The organism is Hymenobacter sp. UYP22, from assembly GCF_040547285.1.
Classification (GTDB): Bacteria; Bacteroidota; Bacteroidia; order Cytophagales; family Hymenobacteraceae; genus Hymenobacter.
On record NZ_JBEPPK010000020.1, the window covers coordinates 23,252 to 39,875 of the forward strand.

Sequence of the window (16,624 nt, forward strand, 5' to 3'; positions counted from 1 at the left end):
CGATGGCCCAGTCTTCGTCCCACGCACCGCCCCTGGCCTACACTGAAGTAGCGGGCCAGAGCCTGCGCCGCATCGAGTCACTCAGCGACGGCGTGTTTTCCATCGCCATGACCCTGCTCGTGCTCAACCTGCGGGTGCCGGCCGCCGCCCTCGTGCGCACCGAGGCCGACGTGGGACCGGCCCTGCGGGCGCTGCTGCCCAGCATCGGGGGCTACGTGCTGGGGTTTCTCTCGCTGGGCATTTTCTGGGTGTGCCAGAGCACGCAGTTCACCTACCTGGCGCGCAGCGACCGCCGGCTGGCCTGGTGGCACATTGCCTTTCTGCTGGTGGTGGGGCTGCTGCCCTTTTCCACGGCGTTTCTCACCACCCATTTTCCCCTGCGCGGGGCCGTGCTGGTGTACTGGGCCAACCTGCTGCTGCTGGGCGGGGCGTTGCTGGGCAGCTACCGCTACGCCCAGCGCCACGGACTGCTGCGGCCCGAGCACGCGGCCGTGGGCCGGGCCCTGGTGCGCCGCCTGGGCCTGATGCAGGTGCAGTACGCGGCAGCGGCGGGCCTGTGCTTGCTCAGCGTGCCGGCCGGGGCGGGGCTGCTGCTGCTGGTGCAGCTTAACTACGCGTTGGGCCTGGTGGCCGACCGCTGGCTGGGCGACTGAAGAACCCATCGGGGCCAAATGGTGCCGCGTGGGTGGCCGTATACTCCCCCATTGCCTGTCCTATTTCCTTTCTGCTCCCTCCCATGAAAAAACACCCCCGCCTGTACCTGGGCCTGCTGGCCGGCGTGGTCGCCATCACCGCCAATACTCTGGGGCTGAAAGCGGCCCCGCTGATGGCCGTCAACGCCGAAAGCGGTGGCCTGCTCAAGCTTGTACTGCTGCATACCACGCCGGTGTTGCCGGCCGGGGGGCTGCCCGAGGGCTTCAAGCTGCTGTTTCATTACCTCACGGGGCTGGGCATGGTGGGGCTGTACGTGCTGGTGTTCGAACCCCGGCTGCCGGACAATGGCTGGGTAAAAGGCGGCCTGTTTTCGCTGCTGCCCTGGGTCCTCAACGGCTTCGTGGTGCTGCCGCTGCTGGGGCAGGGCTTGGCGGGCGGGCACGTGCTGACGGCCGGCGGCATGGCGTACTTTTTTGTTGCCAACGCGGTGTTCGGGCTGGTGCTGGGCGGGCTGTATGCGTACCTGCGCCAGCAGCAGGAGGCGGCAGGGGTCTAGCAGCGCTGGTTTCCGTAAGCGTTTGCTAGTTAAATTTCCGCTCTTCTCGGCGCGCATTTCCGTCCTGCCCCACTATTTAAGTCTGGTCATGAAAATCACCAAGTACATCCATTCCTGCCTGCTGTTTGAGCTGGATGGCCAACAAATTCTCTTCGACCCCGGCAAGTTTTCCTTCAACGAAGGCCTGGTGCAACCGGAGGTTTTTAAGGACGTCTCGGTCGTCCTCATTACCCACGACCACCCCGACCACCTTGATGTGGTGGCGCTAAAGAAAATCGTGGCCCTGCACCAGGCCGTCATCATTTCCAATCGTGAAGTGGCGGCCGAATTGAAAAAGCACGGCCTGGCCGTGCAAATCCACGAGGAAGGCCCCCTGGAGTTGGGCGCGTTTCAGCTGCACGCCCTGCCGGTGCAGCACGAGGCCATTCTCGACAGCCCCTTGCCACAGATGACAGCCTGGCTGGTGAATGGCAAGGTGCTGAACCCGGCCGACTCTTTTGCCCATAATCTGCTCCCCTTCGCGGGCGTGGAGCTGCTCATTCTGCCCATCACCGCGCCTTTTCTCACGGAGCTCGTGGTGGCCGATTTCGCCCTGAAAATGCGACCGCAGCAGATTCTGCCAGTGCACGACGGCTACATCAAGCCCTTCTTCGTGCAGCAGCGCTACGAGAACTACGGGCCGTACTTTGAGAAGCACGGCATCACGTTTCACCGGCTGGCCGAACCGGGCGCGGCCATTACCCTCACGTAGCCCACCCCCATGCCGCTTACCCCCACCAACCCCCTCACCCTGTCGGACCGGCTGGCCCTGCAACGGACCCGGCTGGCCAATGAGCGGACCTTGCTCACCTACGTGCGCACCAGCCTGGCACTGGTGGGCTTCGGGTTGGCGCTCCTTCAATTTCACCCCGAGCGGGGCGGCCGGTTGGGGTACTCCGCGCTGGCCGTGGCGGGATTGGTGCTGGCGGTAGGGCTGCTGCGCTTTCGGGCGCACCGCCGGGAGCTGGCGACCTGCCAGCTCCCGGCTGGCGGCGGTAGTTGAGCAACAAACACCCCCGGTGCTACCCGAGGCAAAAGCGTTTGCACCCATAAAAAAGGCCCCTGATGCGTCATGCACCAGGGGCCTTTTTGGTCAGCAGCCGGCTTACGGCTGCGTGAGCGTGACCGCGCCGGCCGGGTTCTTGTCGCCGAGCACCACCACGGCAAAGCGCCCCGCCAGCCGCAGCCGAATCTGGTAGTAGGCGTTGACTTCGACCGCGCCCTCGGCATCGGTTTTGAAGGCGATAACCGGCTCCGGGGCCACCAGCGCGGTTTTATTGTCCGATAAGTATAAGGTGTAGTTCGTGTTCGGGGCCAGCCGCTTGAGAGCCAGAATCAACTCGTCCACGTCTTCTACCGGCCGGATAACGGCCACGCCGCCTACCCCGGGTACCGGCTGCGTACCGACGGGTACCAGGCGCAGGTTAACGGGCGCGACTGGCACAAAGGCTTCCAGGTTGCCGGTGCCGGGACTGCCACCGCCGGCCTTCACCACGTAAATGATGGCGTTCGGGTCTTGGCCACTGGGAGTTTCGCTCAGCTTGGTATTGGTTTTGGTATCGATGCTCACCAGCGCGTCACCGTATTCCAGGCCTACGTACACCTTGCTGCCGTCGCCATTGGGCCACACGCCGTGCGGATTGGGGCCCACCGGAATGGTGGCCACCAACTGGCGTTGGCGGGTGTATACCTTCACCGCGTTTTCGCCGCCCACGGTTACGTAGGCGAAGTCGCCGGCCGCCGCGCCGCTGAAGCGGGTGCCACCGCCGGGGCCGGCCAGGTTCACGTGGTTGGTGCCAGGGCCGGTGTCAATCACGCCCTCCACGGCGTAGGTCTGGGCATTCACCACCGTCACCTTGCCCACGTCCTTGTGCGTAAGCCATACCTGCTGGCCGTCGGCCGTTACGGCCAGGTTAGGGGAAAACTTGCTCACCACCGGTACGCGCGCTATTACTTCGCGGGTTTTCACATCCACCACATCCAGCTCGGCCGTGAAGGAGTGGTCCACGAAGGCCACCTTGCCGTCAGGCCGGAACACCACCATGCCGGGGCCCGGCGCAGTCTTGATGTTTTTCACGGCCTGCATTTTCTCCACGTCAATCACCGTTACGTAGTCGGCCCCGCGTACCGTCACCCAAAACTGCTTGCCGTCGGGCGTGAAAAAGCCCTCGTGGGGATTACGGTCCACATACACGGTGTTCTTAATGGCGTTGGTGGCCAGGTCGATGAACACCACCGCGTTGGTAAGGGTAGCAATGACGCCCAGCGTCTTGCCGTCGGGCGAGACGCCCATGCCGTGCACGTTGGTTTCCCGGTCGTAGAGCGGGCTCAGGAACTGGGGCCGCCCTTTACCCAGGCGAATCACGCCCAGCAGCCGGTTGGTGTTCGGGTCATGCACCGACACCGTGTTCGACGACTGGTCGGACGTGTACACCCGGTCGCTGGCGCTGGGCGCTTGAGGGCCGGGGTCGGCCGGCACTACCATGTCGGGCTGGGCGTCCTCATCGTTATTTTTCGAGCAAGCCCCGAGCAGCAGGGTGGCCGCAAGGACCAAAGTGGAGAAGTTAGTAATGCGCATGGAAGAATAAAATGGAGTGGAAGGGACGCTAAAAAACGAAGGCTGGCTCGTCGTGAAACGAGCCAGCCTTCGGACCGTTGCGGGGCTACGGCCTAAAATTCAGTGCCTTAGCGCGGGGCCGGGGTCAGCAGCTGGCCGTTGGCCACGGGGCTGATTTGCACGACTTGCGTGGTGCTGCCGGTTTTGCCCGCCGCGTCGGTTACGGCGGCTTTGATGGTGACGCTGGTTTTGCCGCCCAGCTGCAGGGTGCCTCCCACGCTCCAGCCGAAGGTGGTGCGCACGAAGCCGCTCGGGTCCAGCTCGCTGCCGGCCGTGTTGAAGACCGGGGCTAGGTTGCCGCCGGCCGGAATCACGTTGCCGTTGGGCTGGAGCAGGGGCACGTCGAAGGTGACTTTCAGGCCCGGCACGTAGCGGTTCACGCCGGCGTTGGATTGCGTCTTGTCTTCAATCGTGCCGCGGTCAGCGGCGGGCTTGCCAAAGGCACCGTCCCCGTTTTCGGCCACGTTGATGCCGTTGCGCGACTTATCGAGCGCCGACACCTGGATGAAAAACAGCGCGCCGCTGGTGGGCGGGGCCGGCAGCACGCCCGCCGTCTGGATGCCGGGGCTGACGCTGCTGGGCGTGCGCGGGGCAATCATGGTCACCGTGGGGCCGTCGGGGTTGTCCACCGTGCCGTAGGTGATGAGTTTGGGGGCGGGCGTCAGGGCCTCACCGCTGAAGGCCCCGTTGGGTCCGGGGCCTACTTTCAGCAAGCGGGTGGCGGTGACCTTGCGGCCAGCGCGGTCCGTTACCGAAGTAGTCAGCGTGCAGCTGGTAGTACCGGCCGCCACCGACTCCAGCACGTGCCAGCTCACCCAGGTAGTCACGCCGGGGCCGGGCGTGTCGTCGGTGCCGGCGATGTTGAAGAGCGAGGCCAGGTTGGTACCCTTCGGGATGGTGCCGCCGTCGGGCTTAATCAGGTCCACGTCGAGGCTGGCCGCGAAGCCGGGCAGGTTCACGTTGGGCTGGCCTAGGGCGGCAGTGTTGCGGATGTTGAGGCTTTCCTTGGTGGGGATGGTGACCGTGTCCTTGGTCACGATTTCCAGGTTGATGGCGAAGCCCGTGCCGTTGTAGTCGGCCGTGGTGGCGTTGCCCTGCCGCCCGCCGAGCATGATGGTCGCGCCCTCCACCGGCGAGACGATGTTGAGCACCGGTGGCGCGCTGGTGTCGCCGATGGCTTCGTTGTCCTTCTTGCAGCCGCCGAGCAGCAGCGCACACGCCGCCACCGGCAGCAGAAACCGCTTGAGCGACTGCGCCCGCGAGCTGATGCCAGTGTGTTGATTGAAAATGGATTGCATGTTGTAGGGTTGTGGTTACAAGTGAATTCAGTTTAGATTAGCTCGGCATTGCAGCAGGAATGGTTGTCCCGGCGGCCATGAATGGCCTTTGGGTGGGCGTCCAAAGGCGGACTATTCGGCCACCAAAACGGGTTCGCTGTCAGCGGCTTTGGGCGCCACGATTACCCGCGAAAACGTTTTGCCGGATGTATTCAAATCCCCGCCCGCGATGCGCTGCACCGGCCCTAGCGCCTGGCCCATGGCCCCGCCTTTGGCGTCGGTGCGCACGGTGGTCAGGGCGTAGTCACGGGGGTAGGGTGCCTTGGTGCCGCTGGTCAGGAAGATGTCGTAGTCGGTGTTGGGCGTCAGGCCGCGCAGGGCGAAAGTGGCCAAATCCACCAGCCCTTCCGAGCGCAGCGTCATGGTGCCGGTGGCGGGGCCGGGCGTGGGCGGCTTCAGGGTGCGGACGATGGCGGGCTGGTCCACCAGCTGCCGGCCCAGGCCGGTGGCGCCGGCCGCGCCGGCCGGCACGGCGTTGGGCACGTACATCAGGGCCATCGGGGCCTGCCCGACTTTTATTTTGGCCAGCACTTTATTGCTCGCGGTGCTGATGGCCACGGCCGAGTCGCCGTTTTCCAGGCCCACGTACACCCGGCTGCCATCGCCCGAGGGCCAGATGCCGTGCGGCAGCGCCCCCACCGGAATGGTGGCCAGCTGCCGGAAGCCGGGGGCGCGGCTGTACACCTTCACCACGTCCTCGCCGCCCACCGTCACGTAGGCCAGCTTGCCGGCGGCCACGTCCACCGTGGCCACGTGGTTGGAGATGGGGCCGGTCGTCAGCACGCCGCTGATGGTGAGCGTCTTGGTATCCAGCACCGACACCTTGCCCACGTCCTTGTGCGTGAACCAGATTTGCTGGCCGTCCCGGGTAGGGAAGATATTGGGCGAGAAGGGGCTCACCACGGGGACCTTTTTGATGACTTTGTAGGTGGCCACGTCCACCACCGCCAGCTCGGGCGAAAAGCTGGAACACACGAAGGCGCGCTGGCCGTCGGGGCTGAAGGCAATCTGGCCGGGGCCGTTGGGCACGGGCACGCGGCGGGTTTCGCGCAGCGTGGCCACGTCGATGACGGAGAGGTAGTCCTCGCCGCGCACCGTTATCCAGGCCTCCTTGCCGTCGGGCCGGAACGTAGCTTCGTGCGGGGCGCGGCCCACGTACACGCTGCCCCGGATGGCATTCGTAGCCGTCTCGATGAAAGTGACGTTATTGGAGCCCACCGACACCACGGCCAGCAATTTGTGGTCGGGCGAAGCGCCCAGGCCGTGCACCAGCGCCTGCCCTTTGTAGAGCGCCGACAGCAAATCGGGCTGCGGCTTGCCCAGCACAATCTGGCCCAGCAGCTGGTTGTCGGCGGGGTCGATGACCGAAACGGTGTTGGAAATCTGGTCGGCGGTGTACACCCGGTCGCGGTGGCTCACGGCCTGGGCCGCAGCGGCGCTGGTAATAAGCAGCAGGCCGGGGAGAAGGGGAAATTTCATTTGGGATTGGGGAAAAGAACGTCATGCTGAGCATGTGGCGCATCAAGCCAGGAGCGCAGCCGTAGTCGAAGCATGACGGTTCTGATTGATTGGGCGCTATTTGCCAGAACTCTGGCTCGCCACCGGATGCTGCTTCAGCCAGGCGGCCATCTGCTGAATCTCGACCTGCTGCTCGGCGATGATGCTTTGGGCGAGGCGGCGCAGGGCCGGGTCTTTGCCGTATAGCAGTTGCAGGCGGGCCATGTCCACGGCACCCTGGTGGTGGGGCAGCATCATGGCCGCGAAGCTGGCGTCGATGTCGTTGGGGTTGGCGCCGGTCATGCGGCGCATGCCCTCGTCCATCACCACCATCACCGAATCCATGCCGTGCTGGAAGGCGGCGACCGGGGTGCCCGGGGCGGCCATGCCGTGGTTCATGTGCATGCCGGCCATCCCGGCCATGCCCGGCATCGGTTTCGTGCCCGCCGGGTTATGTTGGGCGTGGGCTGTCAGGGCTCCGATGAAGGTGAGTGCTAGTAAAAAGAGGAAGGGTTTGGTCATGTCGTGCGCCGTTGCCACCTCATGAGCGGGGGGCTGGTGCGCTAACGGGCAACTCCAGAAGATGAACGCCCGACACGGGCCAACTGGACCTATTCCGGGGTGAACCGGCCTTTTGCGGCCCGGCCCGGCTCAGGCGAAGCGCTTGAGCAGCTGCTGCACCCCGGCGCTGTAGCTGCGCGAGGAGGTGACGTGCTGCCCGTTGGCCATGCGAAACAGGTACTCGCCGTGCGACCAATGCTTAAAATCCACGATGTGGGCCGGGTTGACGATGCACGAGCGGTGAATGCGCAGGAACACGGCCGGGTCGAGCCGCTCGGCCAGCTGGCCCAGGGCCGTGCGCAGCGGGTAGTGCCTGCCGGCCGCGTGCAGCAGCACGCCGTTGCCGGTGGCTTCGAAGTAGCACACCTCGGCGGCCGGCACGAAGAAGCTGCGCTCGGGCAGCTTCACCAGAAACTGGTCCTGATAGTCGGGCACAGGCGGGGCGGTCCAGCTGTGCAGCAGGGCCGCCAGCGCGGGGCCGGGGGCCGGGCTTTGGCGCAGCAGCAACTGCGGCGGCAGCCGGCCCACGCAGTCGGCAAACCGGTCGGGGTCCAGCGGTTTGAGCAGGTAATCGACGGCGTGCAGGGCGAAGGCCTGCACCGCGTACTGGTCGTAGGCCGTCACGAACACCACCAGCGGGAGCGGCTGGCCGGCCGCCTGCAGCCGCCGCAGCACCTGCACGCCATCAAGGTCAGGCAGCTGCACATCAAGGAAAACGACGTCGTATGCGCCGGTGTGCAGGGCGGTGAGGGCCTCGGTGCCGTTGGCGGCTTCGCCCGTTACGGCCAGCGCCGGAAAATCGGCCAACAGTTCGCGCAGCAGGCTGCGCGCCAGGGGCTCGTCGTCGACCAGCAGCGTGCGGATGGGGCTCATGCGGGCTCTGGGGTAACGCCGGCCACCGCCCGCCGGAACGGGATGGACAAGCGCAGGCAGTAGCCGCACGCCGGGGCCGACTCCACCGCCAGGGCATAGTCCGGGCCGTAGAGCGTGGCCAGCCGGCTTTCCAGGTTGCGCAGGCCGATGCCCCGCGCGGCGGTGTCGGCCGCGCCCCGGCCGTTGTCCTGCACTTGCAGCAGCAGCCGGTCGCCCTGTTTTTCGGCCCGCACGGCCAGCTCGCCGGCCCCGGCGCGGGGCGCCAGGCCGTGGCGCACGGCGTTTTCCACCACTGGCTGCAGTAGCAGGGCGGGCAGCAGCGCCCCTTCGGTATCGGGGGCAATATTGTAGCGCACGGCCAGCCGGTCAGGGAAGCGGGTTTGCTCGATTTCCAAGTAGAGCCGGGTGAGGCGCAGCTCCTGTTCCAGGGTCACTTCCTGCTCGTCGGTACCTTCCAGCACCAGCCGCAGAAACTGGCTGAGCTGGGCCAGCATGCGCCGGGCGGCCTTCACGTCCTGGCTCATCAGGGCCGAGACGGCGTTCATGGAATTGAAGAGAAAGTGCGGCTGGAGCTGCATTTTCAGGGCCTGCAGCTGGGCCTGCACCAGCTGGGTTTCGAGCTGGGCGGCCCGCACCCGGCCTTCGCGGTACCGCTCGCGGTACTGCACGGCGTAGGCGATGCAGAGCAGCATCCAGTAAATGGGCACCCAGCTGTTGGCGTTGGCCACGACCTCGGCGAGGGAAACCCGGCCCGGCACGGCCCCGCTGCCGTGCATCACGGCGGCGTACACGAGGCGGTAAGCAAGCGTGAGGACGTAGCTGGCCGCCGCGTGGGCCAGCAGGTGCCGCAGCCGGTGGCGGCTCTCGAGGAGGTTGAAGCGGGCCGCCAGGGCAAACACCACCGGCGTGAGCAGCCCCCAAATCAGGCCGTGCAGCAGGCGCCCGCCCAGGGCCTCGCGCCAGTCGGTGGGCGTACCGGCCGAGAGGTTCTGCACGAAAATCAGCAGCACCATGAACCCGCTGAACAGCAGCCACGCCAGGGCAATGGTGGCGCCGCTCACCAGGGGCGGGGTCTTCTGCGGCGTTTTCAAGGGCCCTGCGGTCGTGCTCATGCGCTTTAAAGGTAGCGAAACCCACCGCCACCGCGCCGTCCTGGCATTCAGAATGGCCTTTTTGGCGGGCCAATGGGCCTTCGGGCCGGTATTGGGCGAGCTCGATTACCCCGCCGGGGCTAAGCGCACGGGAAGTTTGTGAAAAAGGTTAGCCGTAGCAGGCGCGGGCCTCCCACCGAGAGTCAGACAATTCTCACTAGCCTGTTTAACCTTTGTACCAAACTTTTAACCAAGGCCAAGGTTGCTGCCGGCGATACGGTCATCGTCTCCGAGCTCTCCCGGCTGGGCCGCTCGCTGCGCGAAGTGCTGGGCCTGATTGAAGAGTTGATTCACCAGAAGCGGTGCCGGCTGATTCTGGTCAAGCAGGGCCTGGACCTGGACCCGCAGAATCACCGCGACATGACCCACAAAATCCTGCTCACCATTTTCGCCATGCTGGCCGAGCTGGAGCGGGACTTCGTTTCCGAGCGCACGAAGGAAGGCTTGCGGGCGCGGCGCGAGCAGGGCATCGTGCTGGGCAAGCCCAAGGGGGTGGTGCAGCCCTCCATGTACGACGCCGACCGCGAGCGGATTCTGCACCTGCACGCGCTGGGCGTACCGCTCACCACCATCGTGGACGTGCACCTGAAGTACGGCAAGTACCTCTCCCTGAAAAACTACCTAGCCAAACTGCAGCGGTAACCGAGCCAAAATGCCGCCCCCTAACCGGACGACTCGGAGGTTTTACCCTATTTGTTCAAAAACACCTAAATTACCTATATAATTATATTTTTTATATACTATGCGCCGTATGGGGTCTCTTTGGGAGCCAGCAGCCTATAGAAGAAAGCCTGCGGTCTGGTTGAGAAAAACGATTTCTCCAGCCAACCGCTGGCAGCTCAACAGCGCTAGCTTTCTTCTGCTTTTGCGAACCCAACTGATTCACGAAAAAACTGCGGCGATACGGCCGTATTTTTCTTGAAGAAGCGGCTGAAATAGTATTCATCCCCGAAGCCCAGCGCGAAGGCGATAGCCTTGACGGATTGACTGGTTAGGTACAGTTCGCGTTTGGCCTCCATAATGATTCGCTCCGTGATGAGTTGGCTGAGCGTCTTCTGATAATGGGACTTGACTAGGCGCGTTAGGCTTCGGGCGGGAACTCGTAACAGGTCGGCATACTCCCCGGCCGTGTGCAGGTGGCGGTAGTGCGTATTAATGGCCTCTTGAAGTTGCTGCAGGAGCCAGGGCTCCCGGCCAGACGGGTTCTGCTCGGTGCCTAACGCGGGCTGTGCAGTACGAATACGGATAGCTTTCAGCAAAAAGAGCTTCAGATATAATACGATGGACTCTTGTTGTGCTACCTCTTGGCGCCGTACTTCCTCTTGCATCACAGCTGCCAGGGCCGCAAATTCACGCACCGCCTCTGCTGTAACCGGGAAGAAGGGCGGCTCAAAAATGGTGTTGAACAAGATGCCATTGCTAGCTACCTCCTGCTGATGCCGGTAGATGCAGAAAAAGTCGGCATGAAAATCCAGGACCAGGCCCGCTACAGCGGTGCTGGCTTGGATAGTGTAGGGTTGGTAAGGGCCAAAACAACACAGCGTACTGCCAGCAAACAGGTAGGTGGCAAAGTTGGCGCGTAGCTCGCCGCTGCCCTGCGTAAGCAGAATGAGGGAGTAATAATTATTGCGTTGCAAGTAGTTAAAAGGGGTGTCGTCGCTAAAGGAGTAGCTTCGAAACGCTAATTCACCCGTGTGCGGATGAGTTAGCAGGAGACAGTCAATCGCCATTGCGTGAGAAGAATAGCAGCTAGCCAACCGGACTAACTGCCCGCCAGCCCCTAAAGCGACCTATGCCTGGGCATAGGTCGCTTTAGGGGCTGGTAATTATTTGGCAGCCAAGATAGCTACTTGTTCAATGACAGGCGGCACGGCCAGCAAGTCGGCTGCATGGGCCATCAACGCAGCGGCAATAGGGCCGTTCAGATGCGCCTGCCGGCCCGCTTCATCCGGAAAGGTATCAAAGATACCGAAGGTGGCCGGCGCCAGCTGAATAGCATACCAGGTTATGGTAGCCGGCTCTTGCTGAGCCAGGGGCAGAGCGCCCGTCAAAAATTCGAGTACTGCCTGCTCTTTACCGGGCTTCGCTTCGAGCCGGACCAGCAATCCTACATTCTTCATGGAAGTGGGGGTTAGGTGAATTGATATAACAAAGGTGCTGCCTCTCCGAAAGGATTAACATGGACGGACGCAACTAGTGGCTGGACAAAAAGACCATGGCCGCTTCAAACCAGTATGTGAGCTCGTGTATCATGGTTTAACTGGCCCCGAATGGTGCAGTGGCTGTTGCAGAACTCGGCACGATGCAAAACGTGAAGGGCTTGAGGCTTCGAGCCAGGCTAGAAAAGAACATGAGCAGGCCGTTCATCTATGCTCAGTAACTATTATACGTAGTTGCTGAGCTGCCTTGAGAATTCTGTAACAGCCACTGCACCTCGCTGAGGCCCCCTCTGTTGGTGCTGCACTACGAGTCGCAACGCAGCCTGGCCGCCGGCGGAAGGCTCCAAGTAATCTCAGCTTCCTGCCGTTAGGAAGAACTCATGCACCGCGCCGGCCGCCAGTAGTAGCAGGCGTTGGAGTTCGGTCATGACGAAGGCAGGAGGCAGAAATATATCTTCATCCCCTCTCCTCCTCAGCGGACGCCAGCTGAGGAGGAGAGGTTACAGTAATTTATCCAAGCTCACCGGCAGGTCGCGCACGCGCTTGCCGGTGGCGTGAAACACGGCGTTGGCGACGGCGGCGGCCACGCCGAGGAAGCCAATCTCCCCGATGCCTTTGACACCCAGCGGATTCACGATGTCGTCCTCTTCCTCGACCAGCACCACATCGATGGTGTCAATGTCGGCCATGACGGGAATGTGGTACTCGGCGAGGTTGTGGTTCATATAGCGGCCGAAGCCGTGGTCCATGATGGATTCTTCCATCAGGGCCATGCCAATGCCCCAGACCACCGAGCCCAGCACCTGACTGCGGGCGGTTTTGGGGTTGAGGATGCGGCCGGCGGCCACGGCGTTTACCACGCGCGCTACGTGCACCGTGCCCAGGTCCTCGTCCACTCTTACCTCCACGAACACGGCGTTGTGTGAGTGCATGGAGTAGGGCTGCTGCTTGAGCATATTGGGCCCCGTGGTGGCTTCGGCTTCCACTTTTTCCTCGCCGCTGGCATCGAGAAGTTCGGCAATGCCAACGCGGCGGCTGATGTCCTCATTGAGCCGGATTACCCCGTCCACAAACTGCACGTCCTCAAAAGCGGCGCCTTGCAGCGGCGAATCGGCCAGTTGCTGCGCCAGCTTGAGCAGCTTGTTGCCCAGCGCCTGGCAGGCGGCCTGCACGGCGGTGCCCACGGAGGCGGCCGTCCAGGAGCCGCCCTGCACGGGCGCTTCGGGCAGTTCGGTGTCGCCGAGGCGGAAGGTGACGGCTTCCAGCGGCAAGCCCAGGGTTTGGGCCGCAATCTGAGTCATGATGGTGTAGGTGCCGGTGCCGATGTCGTTGCTGGCGCTGCTCACCATCAGGTGGCCGGCGGCGGTGAGTACGACTTCTCCGACCACCCCCTGCTGGCCGAAGCCCCGTTTGACATGGACCTGATTGCTACCTGGCAGCCGCCAAGCAAACCGGCGTAGGGCCGAGTCGGAGGTTTTACCCTATTTGTTTAACAACACCCATAAATGGCAAAGCAGTTCGAAAGCGTCGGAGAAACCAAATGATGCAAAAGATGGGAGAAGCAACTGAATGAGTTAGCTACTTTTTATCAAACCCCAGGGCAGCTTGTACCACCTGCCGGGCCAGTAGGGCATCCTTCTTCTTTTCCTCACTGATTTGCTTGCCGACCCGGACGAAAACGGCGTTGCAATACTTCTGCTTGTCGTCAATCTTCTTCTGGCTGTTCTCCTTGAGTTGCCACTCCCGCAGCAGCTTGCGGGCTTCGACTACTTCCATCACCTTGAGGTAAAGCGCGATGTTGCGGTCGGTAACTTTGAATTCCCGCAGCCGGTCGATAACCGGGCGTAAGATTTCGTCGGCCAGCCACGAGGCCGGGATAACGGTAGACTGCTTGTGCAGCAGCTCGAAGCGCAGGCCCACTATCTTCTTTCGACCCCGGCCCGCCCGGTTGGCTTCCAGGATAGGATTGTACACGAAGGCGCAGGGCGTTCTTTCCAGCTCCTTTTGTGCCCCCAGCACCGTTTTCTTAATCAACTCGTTGGTGTCGGCGTGCTTCATGACCGGGTTGCCTTTCCGGTCCTTTTTGGGGGAGCCATACTTGTCCAGTTCCTGGCCGCAGTCCATGAGCAGGCGGTATTCCTCCAGCGACACTTCCCACCAGCCGGTATCCCGAAACGCGGATAGTATCTCAAAGAACCGCATGCTGTACCAGCTATGCAGGCCCATGTAGCCATCTAACTTGTAGGTTGAGTACTGACCGGCAATCTGAACGAAGTAAGGCGCGAGCTGCGGGTTGAGAATGATGGTAATGATGCCATCCTTGAAGCCTACGCGCCGTTCCTTGGTCGTATCCAGCAGGTGGCGGATGTACCACTCGCTCCCGTCCAGGCTCTCGAACTCCCAGGTGACGTGGGCCAACTCATAGATAGCTTTTTTCAGGAAGGAATACGCCGTGTCCGTATCAATGTCGGTGCCCTCGACTACGGAGGAAACCCGCAGTTGATAGTAGTCGCGCAGCTGCAAGTCATCTTCCTTGATTTGCTCCATCACCCGCGCCATAATGCGCTTGCCGTACACGGAAATTCTGCGCTGGTGGGCGAAGGTGGCTGCCCAATGCTGCTTGACCCGCGCCAGCGCTTCGGGCTCATACTGCAGGTCTAGTTCCAGCATGGGAACAGGCAGGGTAACGCGGGGTAGTCGGTTTCCTAACATCTAGCCGATAAGTTACGGTTGCAGCCACCAGAGACACTTTTGCCTCATTCAGTGATATCAGGCCGAAACATACGGCGAAAAAACCAGCTTGTGTAAAAGTGCGCAGGTTTATTACCTTAAAGAAGCAGGTTTATTACCTTAAAGAAGCAGGTTTATTCACTCAGACTCACCTTAAAGAAGCAGGTTTATTACCTTAAAGAAGCAGGTTTATTCGATTTACTCCTTATTAGTTACTATTAGGGTTTACCTTACCATCTTCTTAAAATAACCTACAACTTTGTTACGCGAGAACGAGAAGCATTTAGGGTATAAAACTGTGTGGACAAGTCGAGAATCAACAAAACAAGACAGTCCAAAAGAGCATATAAGCGAATAAAAACGATTTGTACTTTTTCAAGATTTAATTACCTTTTTCTACTATTAGCAACTCCATGATTACTTCTCCAATTACTACCCCACTGCCAATCGAGGCCAGCCGAGCCGGGAAGGGCTGAATTAGTGCCTCAAGAGGCTGCAGAGTCAACCCGCAGCCGTTCAAGTAGCGCTGCTACCATTCAGCGGCCAAGTCGCGCACAGAGCAAGTTTTAGCTATTCTCCGATGATGCCAAGAATGGGTGCGGCATTCACTACCCCATGGACTTTAGTTAAAACTTTAGTCCAAATTAAAACTTTAGTCCAAAAGTTGAATGAGCGGCCACACTGCCTGCTGAAGCTACACTTCTCGTGAACTCACCCAGTGGTACTCTGCAAGTCAAACATAGCAATCAGGGCCAGGATTTTCTTTTCCTGTCGCGTGGCATCAGGCTGAGACAACACCTCATGCAGTAAAGCTCGTCGGTCTTCTACTTTGCAGGCGTTAAACGACGTCAACACGCCAGCGTCGTCTAAACAAGCTAGTACCTCGGCTTCGCGGACCAATACTGGGTTAGGCTCACGATAGAGCGTGACACGCACCGTGTCGCCAGCTTGCTTGCCCAAATGCTGGCGGATGGCAGCATTCACGGAGAGCATTTTGTCTTGATTTTTGCGCGGGGCCAAATTCCGTGATTCAACCGTGTAGTCATCTATTGTGCCCGACACCTTGATTTGACCCCACACACCAGGAATATCACGCGAGTTCGGGATGATAAGGTGATAAGTCCAGGCTCCTTTGCCCGGCCAGTGCTGAAGCACCAACTCTTGGTCTCTCACGATGTAATTCATAGCTACCAAGACCCCCAGAACGGGGGAAATGTTGCCAGCCAACCAGGATGGAGGATTGGGCAAAATCTTTCACTTGGCCGCGGTCCGTCAACTCTTGGTCCAAGCCACAATTAAACCAATACCACCATGCACTAGCCTACTTGGGGGCAGTGGGGAAAAAAGGCTGAACAATACCAGCAAATCATGCATTTATAAATGTATGATTTGCAACTGGGAGTGCGCCTATTACGTTTAACAAGTATAAGCAACAACGTAAAAAACTCCCTTCTAGCCATGAAAAGTACCAATCTGTACCGCCCCGCCCGCCGCATTCCCGCCGCTCGTCTGGCTAAAATGCGCGCCACCCACGCCGCCAAGAAAGCCGCAACTGAGAAGGCCCGCCAGGAAGCGGCCCAAATGCGCCTGGCCACGCCCGAGTTTACCGCAGTGCCCAGCCTGAAAGCCTTGCCGGGCGGGCTGCATTGGTCGGCCCAGCAGCCGGTGCCCGCAGTGGGCAAACTGGTAAGTGCCAACCAAGGCGGGAAGGTCGAAACGGTGAAGGTGTTGGGCTACTGTCACGCCGCCGGCTTTATCGGCCTCGTGACCCAGCCCTTCCACCCCGGCAGCCGACGTGCCCACAAGATGCACCCCCGCGCCCACTGCGTTTTCGGCAGCCAGCTTGCCCAGGCAGCCTAGCACCAGCAGCCGGATAGCTCCCAATCTGATTTTCTCAATAGGAAATATACCGCTATGAATACCACCCCCGCGCCGAAGCAGCCCCAGATTAGCCCCTGCCAGTGGCTGAATTCCGTGACCCCTTGCCCGCAGTGGCTGGGCTATCCAACCCGCCTGAGCCTGCCAATCAACCTCGATTGGTCGGGAGATTCGGCCGTGCCTGAAATCGGCTCCCGCGTTCATATTCACATGAACGGCTTTGGTGCAGCCGTCGTGCGGGCCTATTTCCACGCTGACGGGTACTTGGGCGTAATCTGCCAGCCGGACGAAATGCCTGACTGGTACCAAAAGCAGGCACCTGGCGTAACGCTAGGCCATTTCTTTGGCCGCGAGTTGGAGCCACGCCGGCCCCAGTCCCCGCAGCAGCTTGCGCAACCCGTGCCCAACTGCCAGGCCGAGGAAGTCGTCACCGGCACCGCGCAGGATTGGATACCGGAGTACCCTCCCCAGGAGGAGCCGGACGACAACCAAGACAGCGGGGAGCACACCGAGCATCCCGGCGACGAGCAACAGGACCAGTAGGTAAGTCGCGGGGGCATCCCTTTCTTTTT

General features: G+C 61.4%; 18 protein-coding genes. 7 read left to right on the forward strand and 11 right to left on the reverse strand.

From position 1 onward, the window contains the following. Window positions 1–2: 2 nt before the first annotated feature. From ABIB60_RS21400 to ABIB60_RS21415, 4 genes are all read left to right on the forward strand, one after another. On the forward strand, window positions 3–653 hold the full coding sequence (locus ABIB60_RS21400; protein WP_019949216.1) for a TMEM175 family protein: 651 nt from the start codon (window positions 3–5) through the stop codon (window positions 651–653). Window positions 654–736: 83 nt separating this feature from the next. Next, a complete protein-coding gene (locus ABIB60_RS21405; protein ID WP_022821619.1) occupies window positions 737–1,210 on the forward strand; it encodes a hypothetical protein in 474 nt (157 codons plus the stop codon). Window positions 1,211–1,298: 88 nt separating this feature from the next. Further along, window positions 1,299–1,961: an MBL fold metallo-hydrolase gene (locus ABIB60_RS21410; RefSeq protein WP_022821620.1), complete on the forward strand. Its 663-nt coding sequence runs from the start codon at window positions 1,299–1,301 to the stop codon at window positions 1,959–1,961. 9 nt (window positions 1,962–1,970) lie between these two features. Then, entirely contained in the window at window positions 1,971–2,252 is a 282-nt protein-coding gene (locus tag ABIB60_RS21415; protein ID WP_022821621.1) for a YidH family protein, read from the forward strand. Between the two features lie 102 nt (window positions 2,253–2,354). Here the strand turns inward: ABIB60_RS21415 and ABIB60_RS21420 are convergent, their stop codons facing one another. The 6 genes from ABIB60_RS21420 to ABIB60_RS21445 form a co-directional block, all read right to left on the reverse strand. Beyond that, window positions 2,355–3,827 carry a YncE family protein gene (locus ABIB60_RS21420; RefSeq protein WP_022821622.1) on the reverse strand — a complete coding sequence of 491 codons (1,473 nt, stop codon included), beginning with the start codon at window positions 3,825–3,827 and terminating at the stop codon, window positions 2,355–2,357. A 107-nt stretch (window positions 3,828–3,934) separates the two neighbouring features. After that, window positions 3,935–5,164, reverse strand: a complete 1,230-nt coding sequence (locus ABIB60_RS21425; protein ID WP_022821623.1) for a hypothetical protein — start codon at window positions 5,162–5,164, stop codon at window positions 3,935–3,937. Window positions 5,165–5,275: 111 nt separating this feature from the next. Beyond that, window positions 5,276–6,682, reverse strand: a complete 1,407-nt coding sequence (locus ABIB60_RS21430; RefSeq protein ID WP_022821624.1) for a YncE family protein — start codon at window positions 6,680–6,682, stop codon at window positions 5,276–5,278. 96 nt (window positions 6,683–6,778) lie between these two features. Beyond that, window positions 6,779–7,099 (reverse strand): CopM family metallochaperone, encoded by a 321-nt coding sequence (gene copM / locus ABIB60_RS21435; RefSeq protein WP_354582387.1) that lies wholly within the window; start codon window positions 7,097–7,099, stop codon window positions 6,779–6,781. A gap of 252 nt (window positions 7,100–7,351) precedes the next feature. Further along, on the reverse strand, window positions 7,352–8,134 hold the full coding sequence (locus ABIB60_RS21440; RefSeq protein WP_022821626.1) for a LytR/AlgR family response regulator transcription factor: 783 nt from the start codon (window positions 8,132–8,134) through the stop codon (window positions 7,352–7,354). Beyond that, window positions 8,131–9,246 carry a sensor histidine kinase gene (locus ABIB60_RS21445; protein ID WP_022821627.1) on the reverse strand — a complete coding sequence of 372 codons (1,116 nt, stop codon included), beginning with the start codon at window positions 9,244–9,246 and terminating at the stop codon, window positions 8,131–8,133. The genes ABIB60_RS21440 and ABIB60_RS21445 overlap by 4 nt, the downstream gene beginning before the upstream one ends. A gap of 138 nt (window positions 9,247–9,384) precedes the next feature. Between ABIB60_RS21445 and ABIB60_RS21450 the strand changes: the two genes are divergently transcribed. Next, window positions 9,385–9,927 (forward strand): recombinase family protein, encoded by a 543-nt coding sequence (locus ABIB60_RS21450; RefSeq protein WP_198978999.1) that lies wholly within the window; start codon window positions 9,385–9,387, stop codon window positions 9,925–9,927. Window positions 9,928–10,133: 206 nt separating this feature from the next. Here ABIB60_RS21450 and ABIB60_RS21455 read toward each other — a convergent pair whose 3' ends face one another. From ABIB60_RS21455 to ABIB60_RS21475, 5 genes are all read right to left on the reverse strand, one after another. Beyond that, entirely contained in the window at window positions 10,134–11,042 is a 909-nt protein-coding gene (locus ABIB60_RS21455) for a helix-turn-helix domain-containing protein (protein ID WP_242583128.1), read from the reverse strand. Window positions 11,043–11,111: 69 nt separating this feature from the next. Further along, complete coding sequence (locus ABIB60_RS21460; RefSeq protein ID WP_183405511.1) at window positions 11,112–11,405, reverse strand: putative quinol monooxygenase; 294 nt, start codon at window positions 11,403–11,405, stop codon at window positions 11,112–11,114. A gap of 539 nt (window positions 11,406–11,944) precedes the next feature. Further along, window positions 11,945–12,832 (reverse strand): xanthine dehydrogenase family protein molybdopterin-binding subunit, encoded by an 888-nt coding sequence (locus ABIB60_RS21465; RefSeq protein ID WP_354582388.1) that lies wholly within the window; start codon window positions 12,830–12,832, stop codon window positions 11,945–11,947. A gap of 190 nt (window positions 12,833–13,022) precedes the next feature. Continuing rightward, entirely contained in the window at window positions 13,023–14,114 is a 1,092-nt protein-coding gene (locus tag ABIB60_RS21470; RefSeq protein ID WP_354582389.1) for a replication initiation protein, read from the reverse strand. A 771-nt stretch (window positions 14,115–14,885) separates the two neighbouring features. Continuing rightward, the gene (locus ABIB60_RS21475; RefSeq protein ID WP_354582390.1) at window positions 14,886–15,359 is read right to left on the reverse strand and encodes a DUF1905 domain-containing protein; all 474 of its coding nucleotides are present in this window, start codon (window positions 15,357–15,359) and stop codon (window positions 14,886–14,888) included. Window positions 15,360–15,632: 273 nt separating this feature from the next. On the opposite strand from ABIB60_RS21475, the gene ABIB60_RS21480 reads away from it, so the two are divergent. Both ABIB60_RS21480 and ABIB60_RS21485 read left to right on the forward strand, forming a co-directional pair. Further along, the gene (locus tag ABIB60_RS21480; RefSeq protein WP_354582391.1) at window positions 15,633–16,034 is read left to right on the forward strand and encodes a hypothetical protein; all 402 of its coding nucleotides are present in this window, start codon (window positions 15,633–15,635) and stop codon (window positions 16,032–16,034) included. Window positions 16,035–16,088: 54 nt separating this feature from the next. Further along, window positions 16,089–16,595: a hypothetical protein gene (locus tag ABIB60_RS21485; RefSeq protein ID WP_354582392.1), complete on the forward strand. Its 507-nt coding sequence runs from the start codon at window positions 16,089–16,091 to the stop codon at window positions 16,593–16,595. Window positions 16,596–16,624: the final 29 nt, after the last annotated feature.